Genomic DNA, 22,502 nt, shown 5'->3' with positions numbered 1-22,502 from the left:
TATTGTTACTCTTTTATCGATTTTCTTCCTCTAACTTTTTAAATCTTGTTTTGCAAATAAATGAAATCCATAAACTTGGTATAACTCCACCCATAAATAAGAGTAAGCCAGGCCATTGCTTAAATATATAGGCAATGAATAATAAACCAAGAATAATTACTAGTGTATCTTTTATACTTACAATCGAATGAAAAAAGGATTGTTTAATATATTCCTTCATGGAAAAGGTGTATTGTACATAAAGAGGAAAAAAGAAAATTACGGTCATAAATAAAACGAAAAATAAAAACACGAAAAATATATAAAGAAAAACAGAAAATAGGCCTTGCATATAATTAGCAATTCTTAAATCAATAAATAAAAAAGTCGCAATTAAAGCAAATATTAACCCTGCCTTATTACTGTTCATCCATTCCTTTTTATACGTTTCTTTAAATACTTGCCAAACGGAAAATTCAGTATCTCCTTTTATCCATCGTCTAGTTACAGTAAATAAGGAAACTGTGGCAGGCATAAATCCAAAAACACCGATGCCAATTAATGTATAACCAATCCAAAGGAAATTTGTCAGCATTAAACGCCATATCCACTCACTTGCGATTTGAAAAGCCTTCATTACTTATCTCTCCTACAAATGACTTTAACTTTATTGTTAGCGTTTTATTTTTATTTCACTCTCCCTTTCATTTTCTATAGTTTTACAATAGTAACCGCTATATTAAATGTCAATAAAACTTCAAAACATCTATGATTATTTCAGTTTTTATAATAAAAATTCATAAAAATGGAGGAACCCCCTTTTCTATTTGTAATTTTGACATATGTGAATATTGCAGGGATTCCTCGACTAATTAATTTTTATGATAAGGAGCTAAGGTAAATTGAAATTGGAATGGGTCTAGCAATAACTCGTATTGTGGCAATACATCCGGGCCACAACTAGCGGTACCGAGACCATGTTGTTGATAATCTAAATGTAAATAAATCTCGTCCCGTTTAATTAGTTCATACGTATGCTGCGCCTTATCAAAATCGGCAACAGAATGATAGTGTGCACTAAAATTAAAATCCGTATTACTAGAAACAAGAAAGCCAATTCCTTGATTATTCGTAAGTGCTACCCACTTCACATCTGTTCGATTCCCATTTTCTTGAGGATAGACATAGTTTGTTTGTAATTCTTTTACTTGCTTTTCATATACACTAAAGCGATTGGCTTGTTTACTATCGGCATATGATTCTCCAGGTCCTCTTCCATACCATTTCACATGCTTCAAGCTTGTTGGTAATTGGAGTTGTATGCCAAGCCGTGGCACTGTCCTTGGAATCTGTCCTTCTGGGTTTCCTGTAACTGTTACTTCAATCTGACCTGTTCCATATACTACATAATGAAAGTGAATTTTTATTCCCCAGCCTAATATTGGTGGGGCAATTCGTTTATGAACGTCTATCTCCATGCTCGTATAATCGTCACTTACTTGCCAATCTACTTTCTCTATTCTTTCTTGTAACCAATGCAAACCATATTCCTTCCACACTTGGGCAGAACGATGGTCATTATCTATTAATGCACGCCAAAGTTGAAGTTGCAGGCTAGATTGAATGAATGGCATCCCATCAACTATCCATTTATCCATTTCCCCCGTTACTGTATGAAATTTCACTTCGAAATTATTTCCAGTAATGATTAATTGATGATTTTGACTAACAACATTGACGAGACGTTTATACTGTATAGCATTTTGTTTCACTTCTTTAAAAGGTAGCTGGAATTGTGCCCAACTAACTTCATACCCGACTGAAGCCCAATTAGTTTTTTTTATCAAAACAAATTGGATATTTAACCAATAGTCCGTATTTAACTGTAATTTTTCTGGAATTTCATAAGGAATAAATCGTTCTTTTGTTTCTCCTGCCCTAATATCGTTAGTAGATAATGCTCCTGATTGAATAACTTTTCCTGCTGCCTCGATACTCCAAATTAGTTGCAAATGATCTAATGGTATAAAGTCATAGCGATTGGTGATGTTGATTTTTCCACAACGTAAGTCAATTGCTTCCACGTGAACTGGTTCTAATACTTTTTTTAACTCATAATAGCCAGGAGATGGCGTTCGATCGGGCATTACTAAACCATCAATGACAAAATTATAATCATTCGGTTGGTCTCCAAAATCACCACCGTAAGCAAAGAATTCTTTTCCATCCTTTACTTGTCGTATTCCATGGTCTGCCCACTCCCAGACAAAACCACCTTGAAATCGATCATGTTGATAAAAAAACTGCCAATATTCTAGTAATCCACCTGGTCCATTGCCCATTGCGTGAGCATATTCACATAAAATATGTGGTTTACTATGTTGTTCTTTTGCAAAATCATCCAACTCCGTCATCGATGAGTACATAGTGGAATAAACATCTGAAGACTGCAATATAGGACTTAAGGAATTCCCCTTTCTCCTCTCCTTTGTTTCCCCTTCATTATGAATTAATCTTGTATTATCTCTAAGTTTTGTCCAACGATACATTTCATCGTGATTCACTCCATAGCCAGATTCATTTCCTAACGACCACATAATAACCGATGGGTGATTTTTATCACGTTCTACCATGCGCTCCATTCGATCTAAGTAAGCATGTTGCCATGCAGAATCCTCCGTTAATTGGCTAGCATTACGGTTACCGACATATTCAAATCCATGTGTCTCTATATCTGCTTCATCTATAACATACATCCCATATTCATCGCACAATTCATAAAAGCGAGGATCATTTGGATAATGGGCCGTTCTTACTGCATTAATATTTCCTTGTTTCATTAAAATAATATCTTTTTTCATGTCTAGAAGCGTAACAGCTCTCCCTAAGTCAGGATGCGTATCGTGCCGATTAACTCCTTTAAATTTGACTGGCTTTCCATTTATTTGAATCAGTCCATCTTTTAATTCAACGGTTCGAAATCCGACCTTTTGACCAATAGCTTCTATTACCTTACCTGCTTCATTTTGTAAACTAATAATTAAGTGGTAAAGATTAGGTGACTCTGCTGACCATTTTTTCGGATTTTCTACTAATACTTCCTCTTTAAGTAATTTACTGTTTATCGCCTTATTACCAAACGCAATTAGTTTCCAATTTTCATCAAATAATTTATACTGTAGCGAATAGTTTTGTCCGTCTCTTTTTAGGTTTTCAACTTCAACATCCATTTGCAATAATCCATCTTGATAGTGATTGATTAAGTTTCCGCGAACAAAAAAATCACGCAAAAATGTTTCTGGTCGTTCTAGCAAATATACGTCACGAAAAATTCCACTTAACCACCACATATCTTGATCTTCTAAATAAGTTGATTTCGACCATTTATAAACTTGAACGACAATCGTATTTTTCCCATTTTCAACAATTTCCGTAATATTAAATTCGGCAGGCAGCCTACTACCTTCACTATATCCGATTAATTGTCCATTCACCCATAGATGAAAGCTATTGTCTACGCCTTCGAATCGGAGAAAATACTCGTGATTATCGACTTTATTTATATAAAAGTTGCGTCTATAAGTGCCTGTAGGATTTTCTGAAGGAATGTTTGGCGGATCTACGGAAAAAGGATAGCAAACATTCGTATAATGGGGCCTATCAAAACCATTTAATTGAAAATGATGTGGAACAGGCATGTCACTCCACTCTGAATCATCCAATTCTTTTTTAAAAAACTCCTCTCGTACCTCAAGTGGACTAGTGGAATAGTTAAATTTCCACATTCCATTTAAAAGCTGTATTCGATTAGAATTTTTTTGTTGAAAAGTTTGGGCCGCTTCCTCACTATGATAAGGAATATAGTAGGCTCTACTTTTCAAGCGATTACGGGAAAAACAGTTCATATCCGTTAAATCATTCAAGTACATCGTAAAAACAACTCCTTTTCGCTAATACCAAAGTATATTTAGTTCAGGAACATTTTCTATTTGAATATTGTTTCGCGAACGTACAGTAAGCTTCAGCGATTACCACCATTTTATTTGTAAATAATATAGCCTCGAAATTTAGTTAACGTTTCCAATCATTTCCGCAAAACGAATACACTTCAATTTCCCTGGCAGTCTTCGTGTATTCGTTCTGCTCTGCAAATCTATCCACATTTCTCAAGGATTATAATGAAAAGTTTCCTGCTGTGACTATTCGGTGATATACGTTTCCGCCAACAATGCCCTCAAGAATTTCCCATGGCCCATCATGACGGAGTCGTTCTTCCTCTAACTCTTCCAATCTCTCTATTTCTCCATTTAACCATTTGTTAATCCTATAAATAACCGAATCAATTCTCGTAATAACTCCTCCGTAGCGAATATCTATCACTTCCCAACCAAATGGTTTACAAGTTGCAAACCAAAGATCCCGATGTTTTTTTCTTAAAATATCCACATTCACCCGAATACTTTCAATCGTTTTCAACATTTCTCTCATTGTTTCTCGATCATCTTTTTCATATACTGCTTGTAATTTCAAGCCGATTTCCGCCTTTTCTATTAAGACCATGGCTAATTGTTCATAAAATCCGAATAGTGCTTCCCACTCAGGATTATCGCGCTTTGCCTTCTCAATCTTTAGTACCAGGCTTTCATAGTGCTCCCCTAATCGAAGCCCCCGGGCGTTTTCATCATATAGACCAATTAATATATCTTGATATAATAACACTTTCGATGTCATTGAGGTGTTCATATTGTCTTCCATTACACCTGGTGTTTCATCGAGATATTTTAATGTCATAAAGTCGGCAAACCGACCATTACAAGAATAAGCAAAACGCTCTGCTACTTGCTCTAGGGTAACGTTCTCATGATACGTATGTTCTGCAAATAGCTGTAAGATAGGATAAGCAGTGGATAACGGTGTTTCTGCACCATTGTCTCCCCACATTGTTACGAAAATCTCCTTCACTCCTTCTTTTTTACAGGCAGCAATCGCCGCTTCGGTTGTGACAACCGCTTTTCCGTAGTTAGGGACAATCCCGTTCCACGTCCATGCCCCACCTGCAAAAATTGGATGAGAACCTAATAATTTATGATCTTGGATTACTTTTTCATAATGCTTTTGATCCTTACTGTAGTAATTCCAATATACTAGTTGGACATCAGGAATCGCATCTACTACTTCTTGACGAATTTTACCATCCTCATCCTTATAACCTTGTGACTCATCAAATAGTGGGTAATACATATCACTCCAAATCATTGGTTGTAAACCATGCTTTTCTGTTATTGATGTAACCGCTTGTAAATGTTTATTCATTAATTGAATATGATCTTCGTAACCATTTTTTTGCAAATATTGTCCAAGACCAAGTTGGAAAGCTTCATCCATTCCAATATGAATTCGCTTCGTTTTAAACGGTTTCGAAGCAGCAACAATGCAACTTTCAATAAATTCGTAAGTCTTTTCTTCTCCAACTAGTAAAATATCATCCGTATCACGGAAGTCACGAGCATAATTCCATTTAATCGCCTCACGTAAATGAGCTAGCGTTTGAATACATGGAATCATTTCGATACCGAGACTAGCTGCATATTCATCACAATTACGAAGCTCTTCTTCCGTATATTTCCCACGCATATAACCGAAATATGGATAATCCTTCACTTCATACGTATCTTCTGTATAAAGGAGCATCGTGTTTAAACCCATGATTGCCATTTTTCGTAAAAACTTTTTCACTTCAGCTACTGTTGGAACAGCATTTCTTGAGCAATCAATCATTACACCACTCATCGTGAATTGAGGTGTTTCCGTAACGTCAAACTCACTGTTTTGCCCAAAGTACTCTAGCCATAGACCAAGTGCACGGAAAAAGTGAATCGTTTCAGCGTAATATATTTCCCCTTTTCCAGCTATATTTCTTACTTGTATCGGTCCATCGTACTTTGTTACATGGATAGGAAATCCAGTCTCACACAATTCCACTTGAATTTCTGGGGCAATTTGATGTATCCCTGCAAGTAAATTTGCCACATCTCCTGTTAAATGAACTTTCATCTTGTTTTCCTCCAATTTATCAATATCATAATATCTATCAAGAAGTTTTATCGTTTTAATTTTGGACAAGTATCGCACAGATTGCTTTATAGCATCTGTTAACCTTAAAATAAACATCTTTTTCCGACATGAATAAAAAAAGGAAACTACAATTAAATATTTTTATATATTACTTAATTGTAGTTTCTTAACTTTTCTTGAAAAATTCTATTTTGCTAATGGGCTACCTTTCACAAGTAGGTTCATTTGACTTAGTAAAAATTCACTAAACATCGAGTTTGCCCAAGAAAACCACGGTCTTGTAAATTGATGTGGATCATCGACATGGAATCCTTCATGCATTAAATTCGTATCTGCATCCGTTTCTTTAAATAATTCTTGAATTCTCGCTTTTTCTGCATCCGTATTTGCTGTCATCCCTTGAATAGCTAATGAAATATGCCAAATATACTGATCTGGTGTATGTGGGGAACCAATACCTTTAGCAACAGCACCTTCATAATAATAAGGGTTTTCATTACTTAAAATAAAGTTTCTCGTATTTAAGTAGATTGGGTCATTAATATCACAATATCCTAAATAAGGAAGTGATAAAAGACTAGGTACGTTAGCATCATCCATTAAATTGTAATTTCCTAAACCATCTGTTTCGTAAGCATAAATCGTTCCATAAACTGGATGTTCAACTTTTCCATATTTTTGAATACCATTATCGATTTCAGTTGCTAATTGCAGAGCGGTTTCTTTTAAATCTTCATCGTTTAACACTGTTTCTGCAATTTCTACTAAATATTTGAGCACAACGACAGCGAACATATTGGCTGGAATTAAATATCCGTATTGACAAGCATCATCACTTGGTCGGAATCCAGACCAAGTCATGCCTGTATAACTAACGAGACTACCTTTTCCATCTCTTGTTAACGTATCGGATGGTGCGCAATTGTCCCGTTCAAAGTAATAATCAGAATCCGTTTCATGGTTTTGTTCCGTTTTCCAAACTTCAATAATTTTGTCTACTGCTCGTTTAAACGTATCGTTAAAATGACTTGTTTTTCCAGTAGCTTTCCACAATAAATAGGAAAGTTGGATTGGATAACATAAGGAGTCAATTTCATATTTTCTTTCCCACAGTAATGGCGTCATTTTCGTTCTATCTTGATGGTAACAATTACCATTAGGTTCTTCATTAAATGCATTAGCATATGGGTCATGTAAAATAAAATTCAATTGTGTTTTAATAACTCCTTCAATTAAACTGGCCATTTTTTCGTCGCTTTCTGCTAACAGTAAATATGGTCTTACTTGAGCAGCGGAGTCTCTTAACCACATCGCTGGGATATCACCGGTAATTACAAAAGTTGTCCCGTCTTCCTTTTCTTTTATCGTTGTTTCATACGTATTAGTAAAGCAATTTTCAAACATTTTTTGTAGTTTTATATCATCAGCAAAGTGAGCCTTGACTTTTTCAATTAACGTTACCATTGATTGCGGTATTTTCTTTTGTGACATGTTACAGCACTCCTTTTTCATCATTATTTCTCTGTCTTTTCCATTCCAATAGTAATGATTTCATGTTTTTGAACCGGAACTTCGACAATCGCTGATTCATTTGTTGATAAGTTTGTTACCTTTTCTTCGACCACATTACTTTTATAAAATTGGTTGTCGAAAGGAGATTGAACAACTAATAGCGCTTCTTCATTCGTCATATTAAATAGGCGCATCATAATATCCCCACTTGTTTCAGCAACCTTTAAGGAGGTGAAAGCAAGTTTGTCGCTCTCCCAGTTAATGAAAGGTTCGTTTTCGGACAGCTGACCGCTTTGTAAAGCCACTTGTTTTGTCATCCATGGTACTTGGAATTGATAGGCATCTTTGTATGCTCCAGATGTAATACCATTACCGTTACTTGGGTAAATCCGGAACTCAACTGTATGCTCACCTAAGCATTGGGCTTCTGGTGTTGGGAAATAGCCCCAATCTCCAAGTTCACCAACTGCTCGCAATAACGTTAAAGCAATGGTGTTGCGACCATCTCGTAAAATTTCATATTCATTTAAACCGAAGTTTGCAATCGTTAAGCCAACATGATTATCACTAACATGAACGAATGTTTGCTGATGTTGACAGTTACTTGGGTTTTCCCACTCTTTCGCTGGCACATTGTTTCGCTTCGCAATTTCAAAAATAGAATCGGCATAATGAACATTTGTTTTAATGTCTGTTGGGAAAAGAGCTCTTAAACGATGATCTTTCGCTTGGTTATTAAAAGTTGTTTTTACAGAAATCCCTTTACTATTCTTCTCCAAACTAACCAATGTTTTTATTACAAATGGAACTGTTTCCTTTACCCGTTGCGCTTTGCGCGTATGATAAACGGTCACTTCTTTTTGTTCTTGTTCTAATAAGGAATCAGCACCTTTTGGTAATTCCCATTCATGGGTTATTTCGAAAGTTGCTTTAAATGAAGTATTTTCCACAATAGCAACTTTTGCTTTTAGATTTTCCGTTGTTAATGTTGTTTCATCATCTGGTTGTTTGTACATATATTCGTTGCCGATATCACCAGTATCTTCAAAAATTAATAAATCATTAAAAGTTTTTCCAGTCGTTTTATCGACAACAGTTAAGGAACCGTTATCAGCAATTTTTACCGATACAAAGTCATTTTCCATCTCATGATCATTAACAATTATTTTCGGATGAACAACATTCAGTTTAGGAGAAGAAACAAATGCAAAAGTTCTAAATCCGAATGCCGGTACTTTTTCTGCCTCGAAAGTGATTCGAACACGTCTTGCCATATAGGCTTGACGGAAGCGGTCTTCTGGTAAGTCATAATCAAAGGCAAGTCCAAGATCTTCTAACGTATAATCAAGCATATTTCCTTGGCTGTCTACTAGAGCTCTGTCATCAAGTGGAATTGCTTTTAATGCTTCTTTATTCACCCCTTCTGAATAGTACTCCCGTTTCACATCCACCGTTACAGTAACGACACCCGTTCTTTCCCAACCTGTTGTATTTATTACAGTAAATGGAACTTGATCTTTCCCAAATTTTTCAAAAGTGGAAGTATCTATTTTTCCAGCAATCATTTTTAAACTTTCATCGATAATCATTTCGGCTACATGTTTGCTCTTTTCAAAGCGGGTTACCATTTCACGGTGAACTTCATCTACACTACATCCGCAAATACTATCATGAGGGTGGTTTTGCATTAATGTCTTCCAAGCATACGTAAATAAATGATGTGGGTACTGTTCTCCAGTCATATAGGCAAATGTTGCTAGCGGCTCTGCTACTTTTTCCAGTAACACTTGGCCTAGTTGGTTCATTTGTTTAAGATATATTCGCGCCGAAGCTGTGTTAACAAGTGTTCCCCACCCATCTGTTTTTTGACTGCGCAGTTCCCCGTCAATCGTTTTTAAACCTTTTGGTAGTTCAGCCATAATCGTCTGAACGTAATCGTTAAAGTTGGAATGAACGAAATCTAGTTCAGGATATAGTTTTTTCGCTTGTTCAATTGCTTTCGACAAATCAACTTGGATTGGTTGGTGATCACAGCCATTCATCATCAAGTAATGGTTTGTTGAGGCGTATTTTTCTAGTGAGGGGATTTTTTGCCCCCAATACGTTTTTGCCTCTCTCTCATCTACTGGAATTTCAATCCCGTTACAATACCAATTGGCAAATAATATCCCTAAAATGGAGCTTCCATCTGGTGATTGCCATAGCATTTCGGAATATGGGGACTCATAAATATCAGAATCACTTACTTCATTGTTGAATCCTGTTGGTTTTACACCGCGGCCAAACGCTGCTGCTTGAATACCAGCTTGCTTTAAAATTTGTGGTGCTTGTCCCATATTTCCGAATGAATCTGGGAAGTAACCAATTTTCGAGACGCCACCCCACTCTTTTGCATCTTTTAATCCGTATTGAAGATTGCGGATATTAGCCTCACTACTTGTCAAAAATTCATCTTGTAAAATATACCAAGGGCCAATATAAATGCGACCTTGTTCGACATATTTTTTTACTTTTTCTCTCATCTCTGGACGTACTTGTAAGTAATCTTCTAAAATAATTGTTTGTCCATCTAAGTGATAACTTTTAAACTCTGGATCATTATCTAATGTGTCTATCAATCTATCCATTAATTTCACTAAAAGTACATGATGTTTCTCATAAGGCAAATACCATTCACGGTCCCAATGGGTATGTGAAATGATATGAATTGTTTTCTTTTCAGTCATTAGAAAAACCTCCTACTTTTCTAAGTTGGCATTTATTTTTAAATTTTCCATTACGTATAAACTAATTCATTGCCACACCTATCTTGCACATTTCCACTAAACGGAATGCATCAAACAACGATTGTGTTACCCCTAAAAAAGTTAGCGCTACCATTTTCTAAAATAGTAGTTTGTGCATTTAATTACTTAGTTCATCTTAAAAATGTAAGCGGTGTTTGTCAATATAAATAAAGGTGTTTTACTATATTCCTATAATTATTCAACTAACCATTTAATTTTTCCATTGATATTCCTTGTGATAACCTTTACATTTATGGTGGAAAAGTATTTTTCAAGTTTTTTTAGGAGGTTAATACGATGCAATCGATTGTTGTTTTTTATGATCCACAATTTCCAATGGATAATGAACAGCCAAATACCATTTTTATAGATAGGCTTTTTTCTTCCGCCAAAATTGTAAACGCTAACGAATTAGCAAGTGTTCTCGAAGATGATAGTATCAACTGTTTAGTCAATTTACATGGAAGTTATTTTCCAAAAGCTGCTTGGGACTCGATTTATCAATTTTTATCACAAGGAAAGGGGCTTGTTCACGTTGGTGGAATACCCTTTCGCATTCCCTGTTATTTGGAAAATGGCAAATGGTTAAATGAACGGGAGCAAACTGCTTACCATATGCAATTAAATATTCATGAAGCCCTCCCAGTGAAATCTGCCCCTATCCAATATTATCAACACAATGAGGATATTCCAGTTTTTTCAAACAAGGAAGACTTATTTACGATTCAAGATACTTGTAACTTTATTTTACATGTTACAAAGAAAAGCACCATTCCCGCTGAAATGGGATCTGTAGGACCAATGGATGCGAAAATTTATCCGTTACTAAAAGGAGTAGCAAAATCAGGACGGGAAGTTGCAGCACCAGCTGTATTAATCGAAAACGCAAACGGGAAGTTCAAAGGTGGTCGCTGGTTATTTATTAATCAATTAGTAGACGCTCATTTTTGGACAAATAAGGGACTTAGTGCATTGATTGAGTTTAGTAACTTTGTTAGTAACGGTGTAACAGATATGACATTAAAAACTAATTACGCCACATTTGAAGAAGGCGAACGAGCTCGAATTAGTTTTCAACTTCAATCCACTAACGAACAAGTTTCTCATTGGGATTTACACTTTACTATTATGAAGAATGAGAAACTAATTTTTTCTAAGTCGATGAATGTATTAGCAAATAACCAACTTAACATTCACTCATTTGTAGTGCCAATTGATATTACGCCTGGTTTTTATCAAGTTACTTGTAAAGCAACTTCAGATTGCAATGAAACGAGAGTGCTACATCAAGGATTCTGGGGATTAGATAAAGAATTACTCCAATCGGGAGAGCCGATGACGTGTGATCGAGATTATTTTCAAAAAGACGGACAGCCTTTGCCAATCGTTGGAATGACCTATATGACTTCCGATGTCTCTAGATATTTTCTATTTTTACCGAATCCAGCTATTTGGGATAAAGATATGGAACAAATGAAAAAAGCTGGGATTAATTATTTACGTACCGGCATTTGGACAGCATGGCGCAATATGATGTTTGCTGATGGTCATGTAGAGGAAAATATTTTACGGGCGATTGACGCATTTATTTTATGTGCGAAAAAACATCATCTTGAAGTTACCTTTAATTTTTTCTCCTTTACTCCAGAGTTATGGGATGGAGAAAATCCTTATTTGGATCCGCGCAGTATCGAAGCACAAAAAAGATTTATCGCTTCTGTTGTTTCAAGACATAAAGAGACGTCTAATATTAATTGGGATTTAATTAATGAACCTTCCCTCTTTGACCCGGAACGTACTTTTAGCGGACCACGTTCTTTACATGATTCATTTGAAAGAAAGGCATTCCAAAAATGGTTGAAAAATAAATACTCCTCTATCCGCGAACTGCAAGAAAAGTGGAATATGACTGAACATGAGATTCTTGATTTTAATCGTATTGAACCACCAGAACAAGAGGACATTAATTTTAGCATTCGCGATATGCGTTCAGGTAAAAAAGGATTGCAATGGCTTGACTACACATTATTTACAATTGATATGTTCAATCAGTGGGCAAGAGAATTAACAGATACAATTAAACAAATTGCCCCAAATCAATTAGTAACTGTTGGTCAAGATGAGGCACTTGGCGATCAGCGCCCTACCCCATTTTTCTATGAAGAAGCGGTGGATTATACAACAAACCATTCATGGTGGTTGCTGGATCAATTAGTATGGGATGGTATTTTTACAAAAACGCCAAATAAGCCGAATCTCATTCAAGAAACAGGGATTATGTACGTAGAAAACCCAAATAATATCGCTAGAAGAAGTGAAGAAGAACTGCGCAACATTTTAGAGAGAAAATATGCTTATGCGTTTTCTACTGGTGGTGCCGGTGCGGTTCATTGGTTATGGAATACGAATTACTTTATGGATAATGCGAACGAATCAAGTATTGGTGCATTGCGTGCGGACGGGACAGAGAAACCAGAAACAGATGTTTCTTACAATTTCGGGGAATTTATCAAAAAAACGCGAAAATTATTTACAGGCCGTGAACTGGAAGAAGTCGTTGTCGTATTCCCATATTCAAATGATTTTTCCAACCGAAAAATGGCGTTTGATGCGACAACCAAACTTACCCGTGTACTTGCATACGAGATGAATGTACCTTTTAGAGCGGTTGGCGAATATCAACTAACCTCTTTAAAAACGAATCAACCGAAGTTAATTATCGTACCAAGTGCGCACAATTTTACAAAAACAGCGTTAGATGAGCTAATGCATTTTGTAGAAGAAAATGGGGCAACTTTATTATTTACGGGACCAATTAGTTTAGATGAATTTTGGGGTAAAACGGATAGAGTAGCACATTTTATCGGTGAAACGAAAATAGAAAATGTTCTCCGCGAAGAAATGCTTACAGTTGGTGACGGTTGTTATCCAGTATCGTTTGGTGGTGAAAGAGTCGCAGATGCAATGAAAGAATTCCCAGTGGATTCTTGTGCCTCTAGTTTGCATGAATACCGTCTTGGCAAAGGGAGATTGCTCTGGAGTTCCCTTCCTGTGGAATTAAATGAAAGAAATGAACCAATAATTGCTCTCTATCGTTATGCGTTAGAACAGGCTCGTATTTCAGATGAATTACATTGGCAATCTGGAAATGTACCTGGTATATATGGTCGCAAGCTTACATTTGCAAACGGGGACTTATTTGTCTTTGTGTCAGAATACGGACAAGATCTCGATGTGAAAGTAACAAATCCAGTTACTAGGAAAACTTATACATTTACATTGGAAAAAGAACGTTCAGTTCTCTTTTTTACAGACAAAAACGGGAAAATAACTGGTGTCTATAGACCAGATGAAGTTACAGTAGAAGTTGAGTGAGACTAGATTCTTTTAAAATCAAATAATTACTACATGGTGTTATCCTTCGTTCTTTTCTTGTAACAAAGGAAAAGGGCAGCTTGTTGGATAACACCATCTTATTGGAAAGGATGAACAAATTGCATCTTAAAGTGATGACCTTTAATGTTAGAGCCTATTTTCAAGAGGATAAAACGAACGCTTGGCCTAATCGTGTGGATCAAGTTGCTAAATTAATTTCAGAAGAGAAGCCCTTCATTATAGGGATGCAAGAAATTCGTTTAGAAATGATTCACGAGCTAGCCGCAAAAATTCCTTCCTATAAATGGATTGGGGAAGAACGTCTTGCAGGGGACGAAACAAATGCAATTTTTTATAACACTAATTTATTACACTTAAAGATATCTAATACTTTTTGGCTTTCTGAGACTCCGTATATAAAAGAAAGTATTTCCTGGAATTCTGCTTGCCACCGCATTTGTACATGGGGGGAATTCGTACATAAAGACAATCATGATACTAAGTTTCGATTCTTTAATACCCATCTGGATCATGAAAGTGAACTTGCTCGCAAAAATGGTATCCAAGTAATAGGGAATATCATGCAGGAATTGAATAAGCAAAATCTATTACCTAACGTATTGACGGGGGATTTTAATTGTTATCCAAGTAGTGATCCCGTCCAATATTGTGAGAAAGTTTTGGGGTTACAAAATGCTTATCATTTCTTAACAAATGAGGAACATAAACGAAAATCATTTCATGAATTTAACGGTGGAATAGACGGAGAACCAATCGATTATATTTTCACTTCATCGAAATGGAAAATAGTTAGAGCACAAATTTTACAAAGAAAAATTGGTGATGTTTACCCATCGGATCATTATCCTGTCGTTGCTCATATAGTACTTAATTAAAGGACTCATTTCTGGTTATCAACCTCACTCTCAAGAGAGAAACTGGCAAACCATATTGTACGAAGAAAAAGGTCATTCGCTTAAATCTGCTCGAGATATTAGCAAATGACCTATATTACACATTTAATTCCTACTATAAACTAACTTTAATCTTTTTTTGCTATTGTTCTTGCTGCTAACACAAATCCCCCAATAATTCCCGCATCACCATCTAGACCAACTGGAACAATATAATCATCGATTTGCTCGTTGAACTGTGGTTGTGTAAAGTACCCATTTAAAAGTTCTTTCACTTTTTGGCGAATTAACGGGAAAAGGTGAGCTTGTTTCGCAACTCCGCCACCAATAATGATTTTTTCTGGCATTATAATTGTAATGTATTGCACAAGTGCTTGGGCGATATAATATGCTTCCATTTCCCAAACCTTTTTGTCATCCGCTAACTCGAAACCCTTTTTCCCCCACCGCTTTTCGATTGCTGGGCCTGCTGCTAATCCTTCTAAACAATCATGATGAAATGGGCAAAATCCGTCAAAATGATCTTCTGGATGACGACGAACGATAATATGTCCCATTTCCGGATGGGAAATTCCTTGTAGCAATTGGCCATTCACAATCGCGCCTGCGCCAATTCCCGTTCCAATGGTAATATAAAGACAACTATTCAATCCTTTTGCAGCACCATAGGTGGACTCTGCAAGAGCAGCCGTATTAACATCGGTTGTAAAGCCTACAGGTATTTTTAATTCTTCCTCAATCACTTGTAAAAATGGATAGTTTTGCCATGCTAATTTAGGCGTGTTTAAAATCCGCCCATATGTTGGACTAGTTTGATTTACATCAATAGGGCCAAACGAGCCTATTCCAAGGGCATCAATTTTCTCTTTTTTAAAAAACTCAATTACTTCCGGAATTGTTTCCGCTGGTGTTCTTGTCGGCATTGTAATACTTTCAGTAATTTTTCCCGTTTCATCACCGATAGCACAAACAAATTTCGTTCCTCCAGCTTCGATTGAGCCAAACTTCACAAGCCTCACTCCTTTTATTCAAAATCAATGATATTTTCCTAAAATCATCTAAAATAGCTAAAATTTTCATTAAGATCCTCATAACCAAAATCTTATTGAAATGGATTACCACATACCAAATCTATCAAACCTACTATGGCTGGGAAACAATGAGTTCTAATTCCCCTTTGATAGAGTATTCCTCCACAGTGGCAGGAACAATAAAATGATCCCCTTTATTCAAAGGAAAGCTTTTTCCATCAACAACAAATGTTCCTTCTCCCTCGATTACACTTGCTAAAAGAAATCGTTTCGTATCGTTAAACACAGTTTCTCCATTTATATTCCATTTATAAACGGAAAAATAGTCAGATTCCACATATGTCGTAATTTCTGCATTTTCACGATGTTCTACTATAATATTTAACTGCGGATCTTTATGGGGAACGACCGTGACGTCAATGGACTTTTCAATATGTAATTCCCTTTTATTACCACTGCTGTCTACCCGGTCATAATCATACACTCTGTATGTTGTATCGGAACTTTGCTGCGTTTCTAAAACTAATGTCCCTTCACATAATGCGTGAATGGTCCCACTCGGAACGAAAAAAAAGTCACCAGGTTTTATTTTAACACGACGCAATAGTTCGTTCCAATTGCCTTCTTTAATTTGCTGTCTTAATTCCATCTTCGTTTGGGCGGTATGACCAAAAACTAACTCGGCATCTTCTTTACAATCAATTATATACCAACATTCTGTCTTTCCTAGTTCGCCATTTTCGTTTTTACTCGCATAGTCATCATTCGGATGAACTTGAACAGAAAGGTCTGCATTCGCATCTAATATTTTCGTTAACAGTGGAAATACATCGCTTTCATTATTACCGAAAAGTTCTTGATTTGTCTTCCAAACTTCACCTAATGTCTTTCCTGCCAATTCCCCGTTCAATACAACACTTTGTCCATTTGGATGAGCGGAGATTGCCCAGCATTCGCCTGTTTTATCAGAAGGGATTTCATAATGAAACTGCTCTCTTAAAGCGGTTCCCCCCCAAATTCGTTCTTGAAAAATTGGTTTTAAAAAAATTGGTTCTTTCATCCTAAACCCTCCAGTCCAACCTTATCCTACTGTAAATATATAGGAAAGGCAAGATTTTTTCTAATGGAATAATATTAGGATTGGTTTATTTATTTAAGAAAAATATGTATTTCTAGCTACTGTAAGTCATTTCAAAAAAATTAATGCATTTAGACCAAAAGAACGATTTTTATATTTCGTTTTCCTAAATAAAAAGTATTTCTTTAAAAGTCCGACAAATTTCCTTGAAATATAGTATGAAAGTACGGAATGTGATAAAAGTTGCAAAAAGTAAAGTCATACTTTACTATCATTTTTGAAAAATCGGACAAATTCACGACAATTTCCGACAGACAGGCATTTGAATGTTCTGATATCTTAAAAGAGCACCACGAACTACATAAAATTTTATGGGAAGGAGGACTAGTTTCATATTTAACTTTTAAACATTCGGGAGGGAGAAATTTGCGAAAAAGAAGTAAAAGAATATTATCCATCTTTCTAACTGGTTTATTGATTATTTCCATGCTTATTCCACCAGTCGGAACAACAAATGCAGCAACAAAAGGTGTGAACGTCTCAGCAAAATCAGCGAAAGCGAAAATTTCTAGCAAACTTACAAATGAATTTAAAAAAGATGATCAAGTTACATTCCTAGTTAAATTAAAAGACCAAGTAAATACAATGCAAGTGGCGAAGGAAACAGAAAAGAATGCAAATAAACAAAAATTATCTGCATACCAAACAAAACTTGCGAAAAGATCTGCCATTGTGACGGAATTAAAAGCAACTGCTCAAGAAACACAAGCTGAATTAATTGAATTTTTGGAAAAGGAACAACAAAAAGGGAATGTAAAAGATTTTCACTCTTATTATATTGTTAATGCATTAGCAATTACAGGAACAAAAGAAGTTGCAGAAAAAGTGGCCTCTTTTGCGGAAGTAGAAAAGGTTCTTCCAAATGAAACACGTCAATTGCATGCAGTAACAAAAACGAAGGAAAATACACCCAATTCCACACTACAAAATATTGAGTGGAACGTTGAACGTGTTAATGCACCACAAGCATGGGCGATGGGAATTGATGGAACGGGCACAGTTGTAGCAAGCCTTGACACAGGTGTCCAATGGGATCACCCAGCCTTAAAAGAAAAATACCGTGGTTATAACCCAGTGACGCAAGAAGTAGATCACCAATACAGCTTCTATGATGCTACGAATCCATCACAGCAAGTGCCGAGTGATGACCATGGACACGGAACCCATGTAACAGGAACAATGGTCGGCAGTGAACCAGATGGATCAAACCAAATTGGTGTTGCTCCTGGAGCAAAATGGATTGCCGTAAAAGTATTTAATGCGTCTGGCAGTACTACGGATGCAATTTTATTAGATGGTGCCGAGTGGATTCTAGCCCCTGGTGGACGGGTAGATTTAGCTCCAGATGTTGTCAACAACTCTTGGGGTGGCGGACCTGGCTTAGATGAGTGGTATCGTGATGCCGTTAGAAACTGGAGAGCCGCAAATATTTTTCCGGAGTTTTCAGCCGGAAATACCGACCTCTTTAACCCAGGCGGACCTGGTTCTATTGCAGTACCTGCAAACTATCCGGAATCTTTTGCAACAGGTGCTACCGATATAAATAATCGGGTTGCCAGTTTCTCGTTAAGAGGACCATCACCATACGGTGAAATTAAACCAGATATTTCAGCTCCAGGTGTTAATATTCGTTCATCTGTTCCAGGTGGCAGTTATGAAGGTGGCTGGAATGGCACATCGATGTCAGGCCCAGCAGTTTCCGGTGTTGCTGCTCTTTTACGACAAGTAAACCCTGATTTATCAGTCGATGATATGGAACAAATTTTACTAAACACAGCTACTCCGTTAACAGATTCCCAATATCCGGAATCACCAAATAACGGCTACGGCCACGGGCTAGTAAATGCATTCGATGCTGTCAGCTCCATATTAGATGGCTTAGGGAAAATTAAAGGTCAAGTGACAATTGAAGGAGATGATTCAGAAGCACCTACGTTTGAACACGTTGGGCCTTCGGAAGCCTTTGCCGGATTGGAACTTCCACTAACAGTAGACGTTAGGGACAATATTAGTATTACAGCTGTTCAATTACAATATAAAAATAATGATGGTAACTGGGTGACAGAAGAAGCAAAACGTAAATCCGGAAACCATCAACAAGGACAATATGAAGTCGTTATTTCTGGTGACGATATCGAAGTCGGCACCCTCACATATAAGTGGATTATTAGAGACTTTGCTAATAATGAAACGGTAAGTGAAGAGTATGTAGTACAAATAAATGCTGGTATTTCAGTCGGTTATTTCCAAGATTTTGAAGCTTTCCCTTCAGGATGGACTTCCTATGGTGATAACAACTCTTGGGATTGGGGCGCACCAACTTCTGGTCCTAATAACGCTGCATCCGGAGAAAAGGTTTATGCAACAAACTTATCTGGAACGTATGATTCTCGAATGGCTGCTTATTTAGAAATGCCGCCAATCGATTTGCCAGAAGGAAATACCTTTTTACAATTTAAACAATGGCATAACTTTGAACAGTCATCTTCAGGAACTGCTTGGGATTATGGCCATGTATATGTATCCACTGATAAAACTAATTGGACTTCTTTACTAAAAGTAGTAGGAGTTTCAAATGAATGGATTACAACAGAAGTTGATTTATCCGAGTATAGTGGTCAACGAGTTTATATTGCATTTTATGCTTATTCTGACAGTAGTGTCGTAAGGGATGGCTGGTATATTGATGACGTAGCCTTATCCGCGACATCGCTCGCCAAATCGAAAAACGCTTTAGGATTGCAGAAAACAAAAAGCCATGCTGTTTCCATAAGTAAGGAACAGTCAATTCAAAAAGATGCATTAACTTTATTACCGTTACATGCAGTCGTTAGTGTATTAGAATCTGGACGCTCTGTTACAACAAATCCTGCTGACGGAAGCTATTCCATGACTCATAGTGCTGGTGACTTTACAGTTGTTGCCGAAAGTTATGGTTTCCGTTCCCAAACGCAAACAGTGAACATTCCCGTTGATGGAGAAGCTACTGCGAATTTCACGTTAGAAGAACTGCCAAAAGGAACAATTTCTGGAACGGTTACGAACAAAGCTACTGGTAACCCAATTGAAGGTGCAACGGTGTATTTGGTAGAAGATGCAAATATTCAGCCGGTACAAACGGATGCAAATGGAGAGTACTCCATAACTGGGTACGAAGGAACCTATACATTAAAAGTTGTTGCCCCGCTATTTAATGGGCAAGAAGTCACTGTTGATTTACAAGGGAATATAGAACAAAACTTTGAATTAAAACCGTTTATCGGGTTTCCTGGAGAAATTGGCTATGATGACGGTACTGCAGAAAATGCTAGAGCATTTTACGATGCTGGAAACGGTTGGGCAGTAAAAATGTCACTAGCTGAAGGTCAAGACACTGCCATGGTAACTGGTGGCATCTTCCGCTTCTGGGATACAGAATGGCCAGTCCCTGGTGGAACAGAATTCCAAGTAGCGGTTTATGACGCTTCTGGTATAGATGGAGCACCTGGAAAATTACTTGCTGGACCATTTAACGCAACTGCAAAAAGAGATGGTACATGGACAAATGTTGACTTAAGCGGTGAAGGGATTATGGTAGAAGGTGACTTCTACATGGTCTATATTCAATCACAACCTAACCCATATGCTCCTGGTTTAGCAACCGACGAAGATGGACCAAATGCAGGAAGAAGTTGGCAATTAGTTGGTGGCGCCTGGTCACAAGCACCTACCGATGAAGGAAACTACATGATTCGCGCTACCGTCAACTATGAAGTGAAAGAACCAGTTATCACCTCTCCAGCAGACGGTTCATTTACAAATAATGATACTGTTACAGTAACAGGAACAACAGCACCAGGTGTTAATGTCCATATTTTTAACAATGGGGAAGAAATAGCAATTGTGGAGTCTAATGAAGATAAAACATTCACTGCTGAAGTTTCCTTAACGGAGGGTGAAAACATCTTAACAGCAAAAGCAGGTACTGATTTAGGTATGACAGATGAATCAAACGCTGTGAAAGTCGTACTAGATCAAACAAGTCCAACGTTAACCATTGATTCACCGAAAAATGGTAGTAAGCATAATAAAGAAGTTGTAACGGTAAACGGAAAAGTAACGGATGCTAATCTAGAGTCTGTAACAGTTAATGGAAAAAAAGCTACTGTAACAAATGGTTCATACTCTACACGAATTTTACTCGATGAAGGATTGAATGAGATCGAAGTAGTTGCACTAGATAAAGCAGGTAATGAAACAGTGAAGACTACTACCATTGATGTAGATTTCACCGCTCCTGAAATCGTGAATTTAAAACCTGATACAGATAAACATTTGAATGCTGGTCAGTCCGTGAAAATTGAGTTTGAAAGTGAACCAGGCTTACGCGCAACTTTCAGTATTAAAATGCCGTTAACAAACTTAGCTAGTACTAAACTTGCCAATGTAACAGAATTGCCGATGATGGAGGTCTCTCCAGGTAAATATGTTGGATACTATACAGCAACCTCTAACGTAGTTGCCCAAGGTGCTGAAATTGAAGTAAAAGTAGTTGACTCTCACAAAAATGAAACGAGAGCTACCGCTACTGGTAAACTGTATATTAATGCAAACGGCACTAGTACATCCAAAGGGATTGGCTTAGGGAAAAACTAATACTAAAAAACATGCCTAACTATACAAAAATAGTTAGGCATGTTTTATATTAACTTTATAAGCTATAGCTATAGTTACTTGTCATTCAACTGATTATTTACTGCACCAAAATAAAAAACCACTAACAAGATAAGCCTTATCAGTGGTTAAAGAATTGCATTATTTCCTTTTGCTCCCGGTCATTCCATCTCTTAAATAATTTATAGCCTCTCTAGTTTGATCTAAATGTTCGATAGATTCCTCATAAAGACTGGAGGCAACGCACATAAATAAAATATCAATCACATGTAACTGGGCAATACGTGAGGATGTTGCACCGCTTCGAAATGTTGCTTCTCTTGTGGCAGATGTAAAAAGTGCAATTTGGGCTAAATTGGAAACTAAAGAATTGCCATACTTCGTAATACTGATCGTTGTCACGCCACGTTGGTTAGCTAGTTCGATAATTTTTGCCACTTCTACTGTTTCGCCAGAAAAAGAAATGCCAACGACAACATCATCCTTTTGGGCATTTGCTACTAATGTGGCAGCCATATGAATATCCGAGAAAGCACTCGCATTTTTACTTATTCTTAAAAACTTTTGCTGTGCATCACTAGCTACAATACTCGAACCACCGACACCAAAAAAGTGAATCGTCCTCGCGTTAATTAATGCATCCGTTGCTTTTGACAGTTCTTCTAAACGGATTAATTCCGCTGTTTCACGAATAGTTCTTATACTATTCGTCGTCATTTTTTCAATTATCGAGTGTTTTGTCTCATTCGGTTCAATATCACGAAATTCTTCACTATTCCTTTTCAGTAAATCACCAGTAATTCGCATTTTCAATTCTTGTAATCCCGATAGCCCTAAAGACTTACATAGCCGAATAACAGCTGCTCCACTCGTGGAACTATTTTTTCCCAGTTCGTTTGCCGTTAAAGAAATTGATTCTTCCGGATGCTCAAGGATGTATTTTGCAATTTTTGCTTCTGAAGGAGGAAGTTGTGATGCCATCTCTTGTAACATTACTAATCCTCCTGTATGGAACGCCATAGATCCCATCCTTTCTTTA

The 22,502-nt window shown here is 36.8% G+C and carries 11 protein-coding genes; 3 read left to right on the top strand and 8 right to left on the bottom strand.

Features of this window, described 5'->3' with window-relative positions; all coding sequences use genetic code 11:
- Window positions 1-13: 13 nt before the first annotated feature.
- From BN1242_RS08085 to BN1242_RS08065, 5 genes are all read right to left on the bottom strand, one after another.
- Window positions 14-616, bottom strand: a complete 603-nt coding sequence (locus tag BN1242_RS08085) for a YesL family protein (RefSeq protein ID WP_062354037.1) — start codon at window positions 614-616, stop codon at window positions 14-16.
- Window positions 617-851: 235 nt separating this feature from the next.
- Window positions 852-3,908 (bottom strand): beta-galactosidase, LacZ type, encoded by a 3,057-nt coding sequence (gene lacZ, locus BN1242_RS08080; RefSeq protein ID WP_062354025.1) that lies wholly within the window; start codon window positions 3,906-3,908, stop codon window positions 852-854.
- Window positions 3,909-4,152: 244 nt separating this feature from the next.
- Entirely contained in the window at window positions 4,153-6,033 is a 1,881-nt protein-coding gene (locus BN1242_RS08075; protein ID WP_062354022.1) for a beta-N-acetylhexosaminidase, read from the bottom strand.
- Between the two features lie 207 nt (window positions 6,034-6,240).
- Complete coding sequence (locus BN1242_RS08070; protein ID WP_062354019.1) at window positions 6,241-7,545, bottom strand: glycoside hydrolase family 125 protein; 1,305 nt, start codon at window positions 7,543-7,545, stop codon at window positions 6,241-6,243.
- A gap of 23 nt (window positions 7,546-7,568) precedes the next feature.
- On the bottom strand, window positions 7,569-10,292 hold the full coding sequence (locus BN1242_RS08065) for an alpha-mannosidase (RefSeq protein ID WP_062354016.1): 2,724 nt from the start codon (window positions 10,290-10,292) through the stop codon (window positions 7,569-7,571).
- A gap of 357 nt (window positions 10,293-10,649) precedes the next feature.
- Between BN1242_RS08065 and BN1242_RS08060 the strand changes: the two genes are divergently transcribed.
- Entirely contained in the window at window positions 10,650-13,727 is a 3,078-nt protein-coding gene (locus BN1242_RS08060) for a beta-galactosidase (RefSeq protein ID WP_062354013.1), read from the top strand.
- A 119-nt stretch (window positions 13,728-13,846) separates the two neighbouring features.
- Window positions 13,847-14,623: an endonuclease/exonuclease/phosphatase family protein gene (locus BN1242_RS08055; RefSeq protein ID WP_062354010.1), complete on the top strand. Its 777-nt coding sequence runs from the start codon at window positions 13,847-13,849 to the stop codon at window positions 14,621-14,623.
- Window positions 14,624-14,769: 146 nt separating this feature from the next.
- Here the strand turns inward: BN1242_RS08055 and BN1242_RS08050 are convergent, their stop codons facing one another.
- Together BN1242_RS08050 and manA are read right to left on the bottom strand one after the other, a co-directional pair.
- On the bottom strand, window positions 14,770-15,651 hold the full coding sequence (locus BN1242_RS08050) for an ROK family protein (RefSeq protein ID WP_062354007.1): 882 nt from the start codon (window positions 15,649-15,651) through the stop codon (window positions 14,770-14,772).
- Between the two features lie 133 nt (window positions 15,652-15,784).
- The gene (gene manA, locus BN1242_RS08045; protein ID WP_062354003.1) at window positions 15,785-16,732 is read right to left on the bottom strand and encodes a mannose-6-phosphate isomerase, class I; all 948 of its coding nucleotides are present in this window, start codon (window positions 16,730-16,732) and stop codon (window positions 15,785-15,787) included.
- 504 nt (window positions 16,733-17,236) lie between these two features.
- Here manA and BN1242_RS08040 point away from each other — a divergent pair.
- Entirely contained in the window at window positions 17,237-21,445 is a 4,209-nt protein-coding gene (locus tag BN1242_RS08040) for a S8 family peptidase (RefSeq protein WP_077216172.1), read from the top strand.
- 159 nt (window positions 21,446-21,604) lie between these two features.
- Here BN1242_RS08040 and BN1242_RS08035 read toward each other — a convergent pair whose 3' ends face one another.
- Window positions 21,605-22,456, bottom strand: coding sequence for a MurR/RpiR family transcriptional regulator (locus BN1242_RS08035; protein ID WP_077216152.1), 852 nt, complete (start codon window positions 22,454-22,456; stop codon window positions 21,605-21,607).
- Window positions 22,457-22,502 lie beyond the last annotated feature (46 nt).

This window comes from Bacillus kwashiorkori (assembly GCF_001375515.1).
Lineage (GTDB): Bacteria > Bacillota > Bacilli > Bacillales > Caldibacillaceae > Bacillus_BK > Bacillus_BK kwashiorkori.
The sequence above is the reverse complement of the archived record's forward strand: the minus strand, read 5'-3'. Positions and strand labels throughout refer to the sequence as shown.

What these genes read in the sequence shown, in the direction of transcription:
- BN1242_RS08085 (WP_062354037.1), bottom strand. Translation starts at nt 616, where the DNA reads ATGAAGGCTTTTCAAATCGCAAGTGAGTGGATATGGCGTTTAATGCTG.
- lacZ (WP_062354025.1), bottom strand. Translation starts at nt 3,908, where the DNA reads ATGTACTTGAATGATTTAACGGATATGAACTGTTTTTCCCGTAATCGC.
- BN1242_RS08075 (WP_062354022.1), bottom strand. Translation starts at nt 6,033, where the DNA reads ATGAAAGTTCATTTAACAGGAGATGTGGCAAATTTACTTGCAGGGATA.
- BN1242_RS08070 (WP_062354019.1), bottom strand. Translation starts at nt 7,545, where the DNA reads ATGTCACAAAAGAAAATACCGCAATCAATGGTAACGTTAATTGAAAAA.
- BN1242_RS08065 (WP_062354016.1), bottom strand. Translation starts at nt 10,292, where the DNA reads ATGACTGAAAAGAAAACAATTCATATCATTTCACATACCCATTGGGAC.
- BN1242_RS08060 (WP_062354013.1), top strand. Translation starts at nt 10,650, where the DNA reads ATGCAATCGATTGTTGTTTTTTATGATCCACAATTTCCAATGGATAAT.
- manA (WP_062354003.1), bottom strand. Translation starts at nt 16,732, where the DNA reads ATGAAAGAACCAATTTTTTTAAAACCAATTTTTCAAGAACGAATTTGG.
- BN1242_RS08040 (WP_077216172.1), top strand. Translation starts at nt 17,237, where the DNA reads ATGCTTATTCCACCAGTCGGAACAACAAATGCAGCAACAAAAGGTGTG.
- BN1242_RS08035 (WP_077216152.1), bottom strand. Translation starts at nt 22,456, where the DNA reads ATGTTACAAGAGATGGCATCACAACTTCCTCCTTCAGAAGCAAAAATT.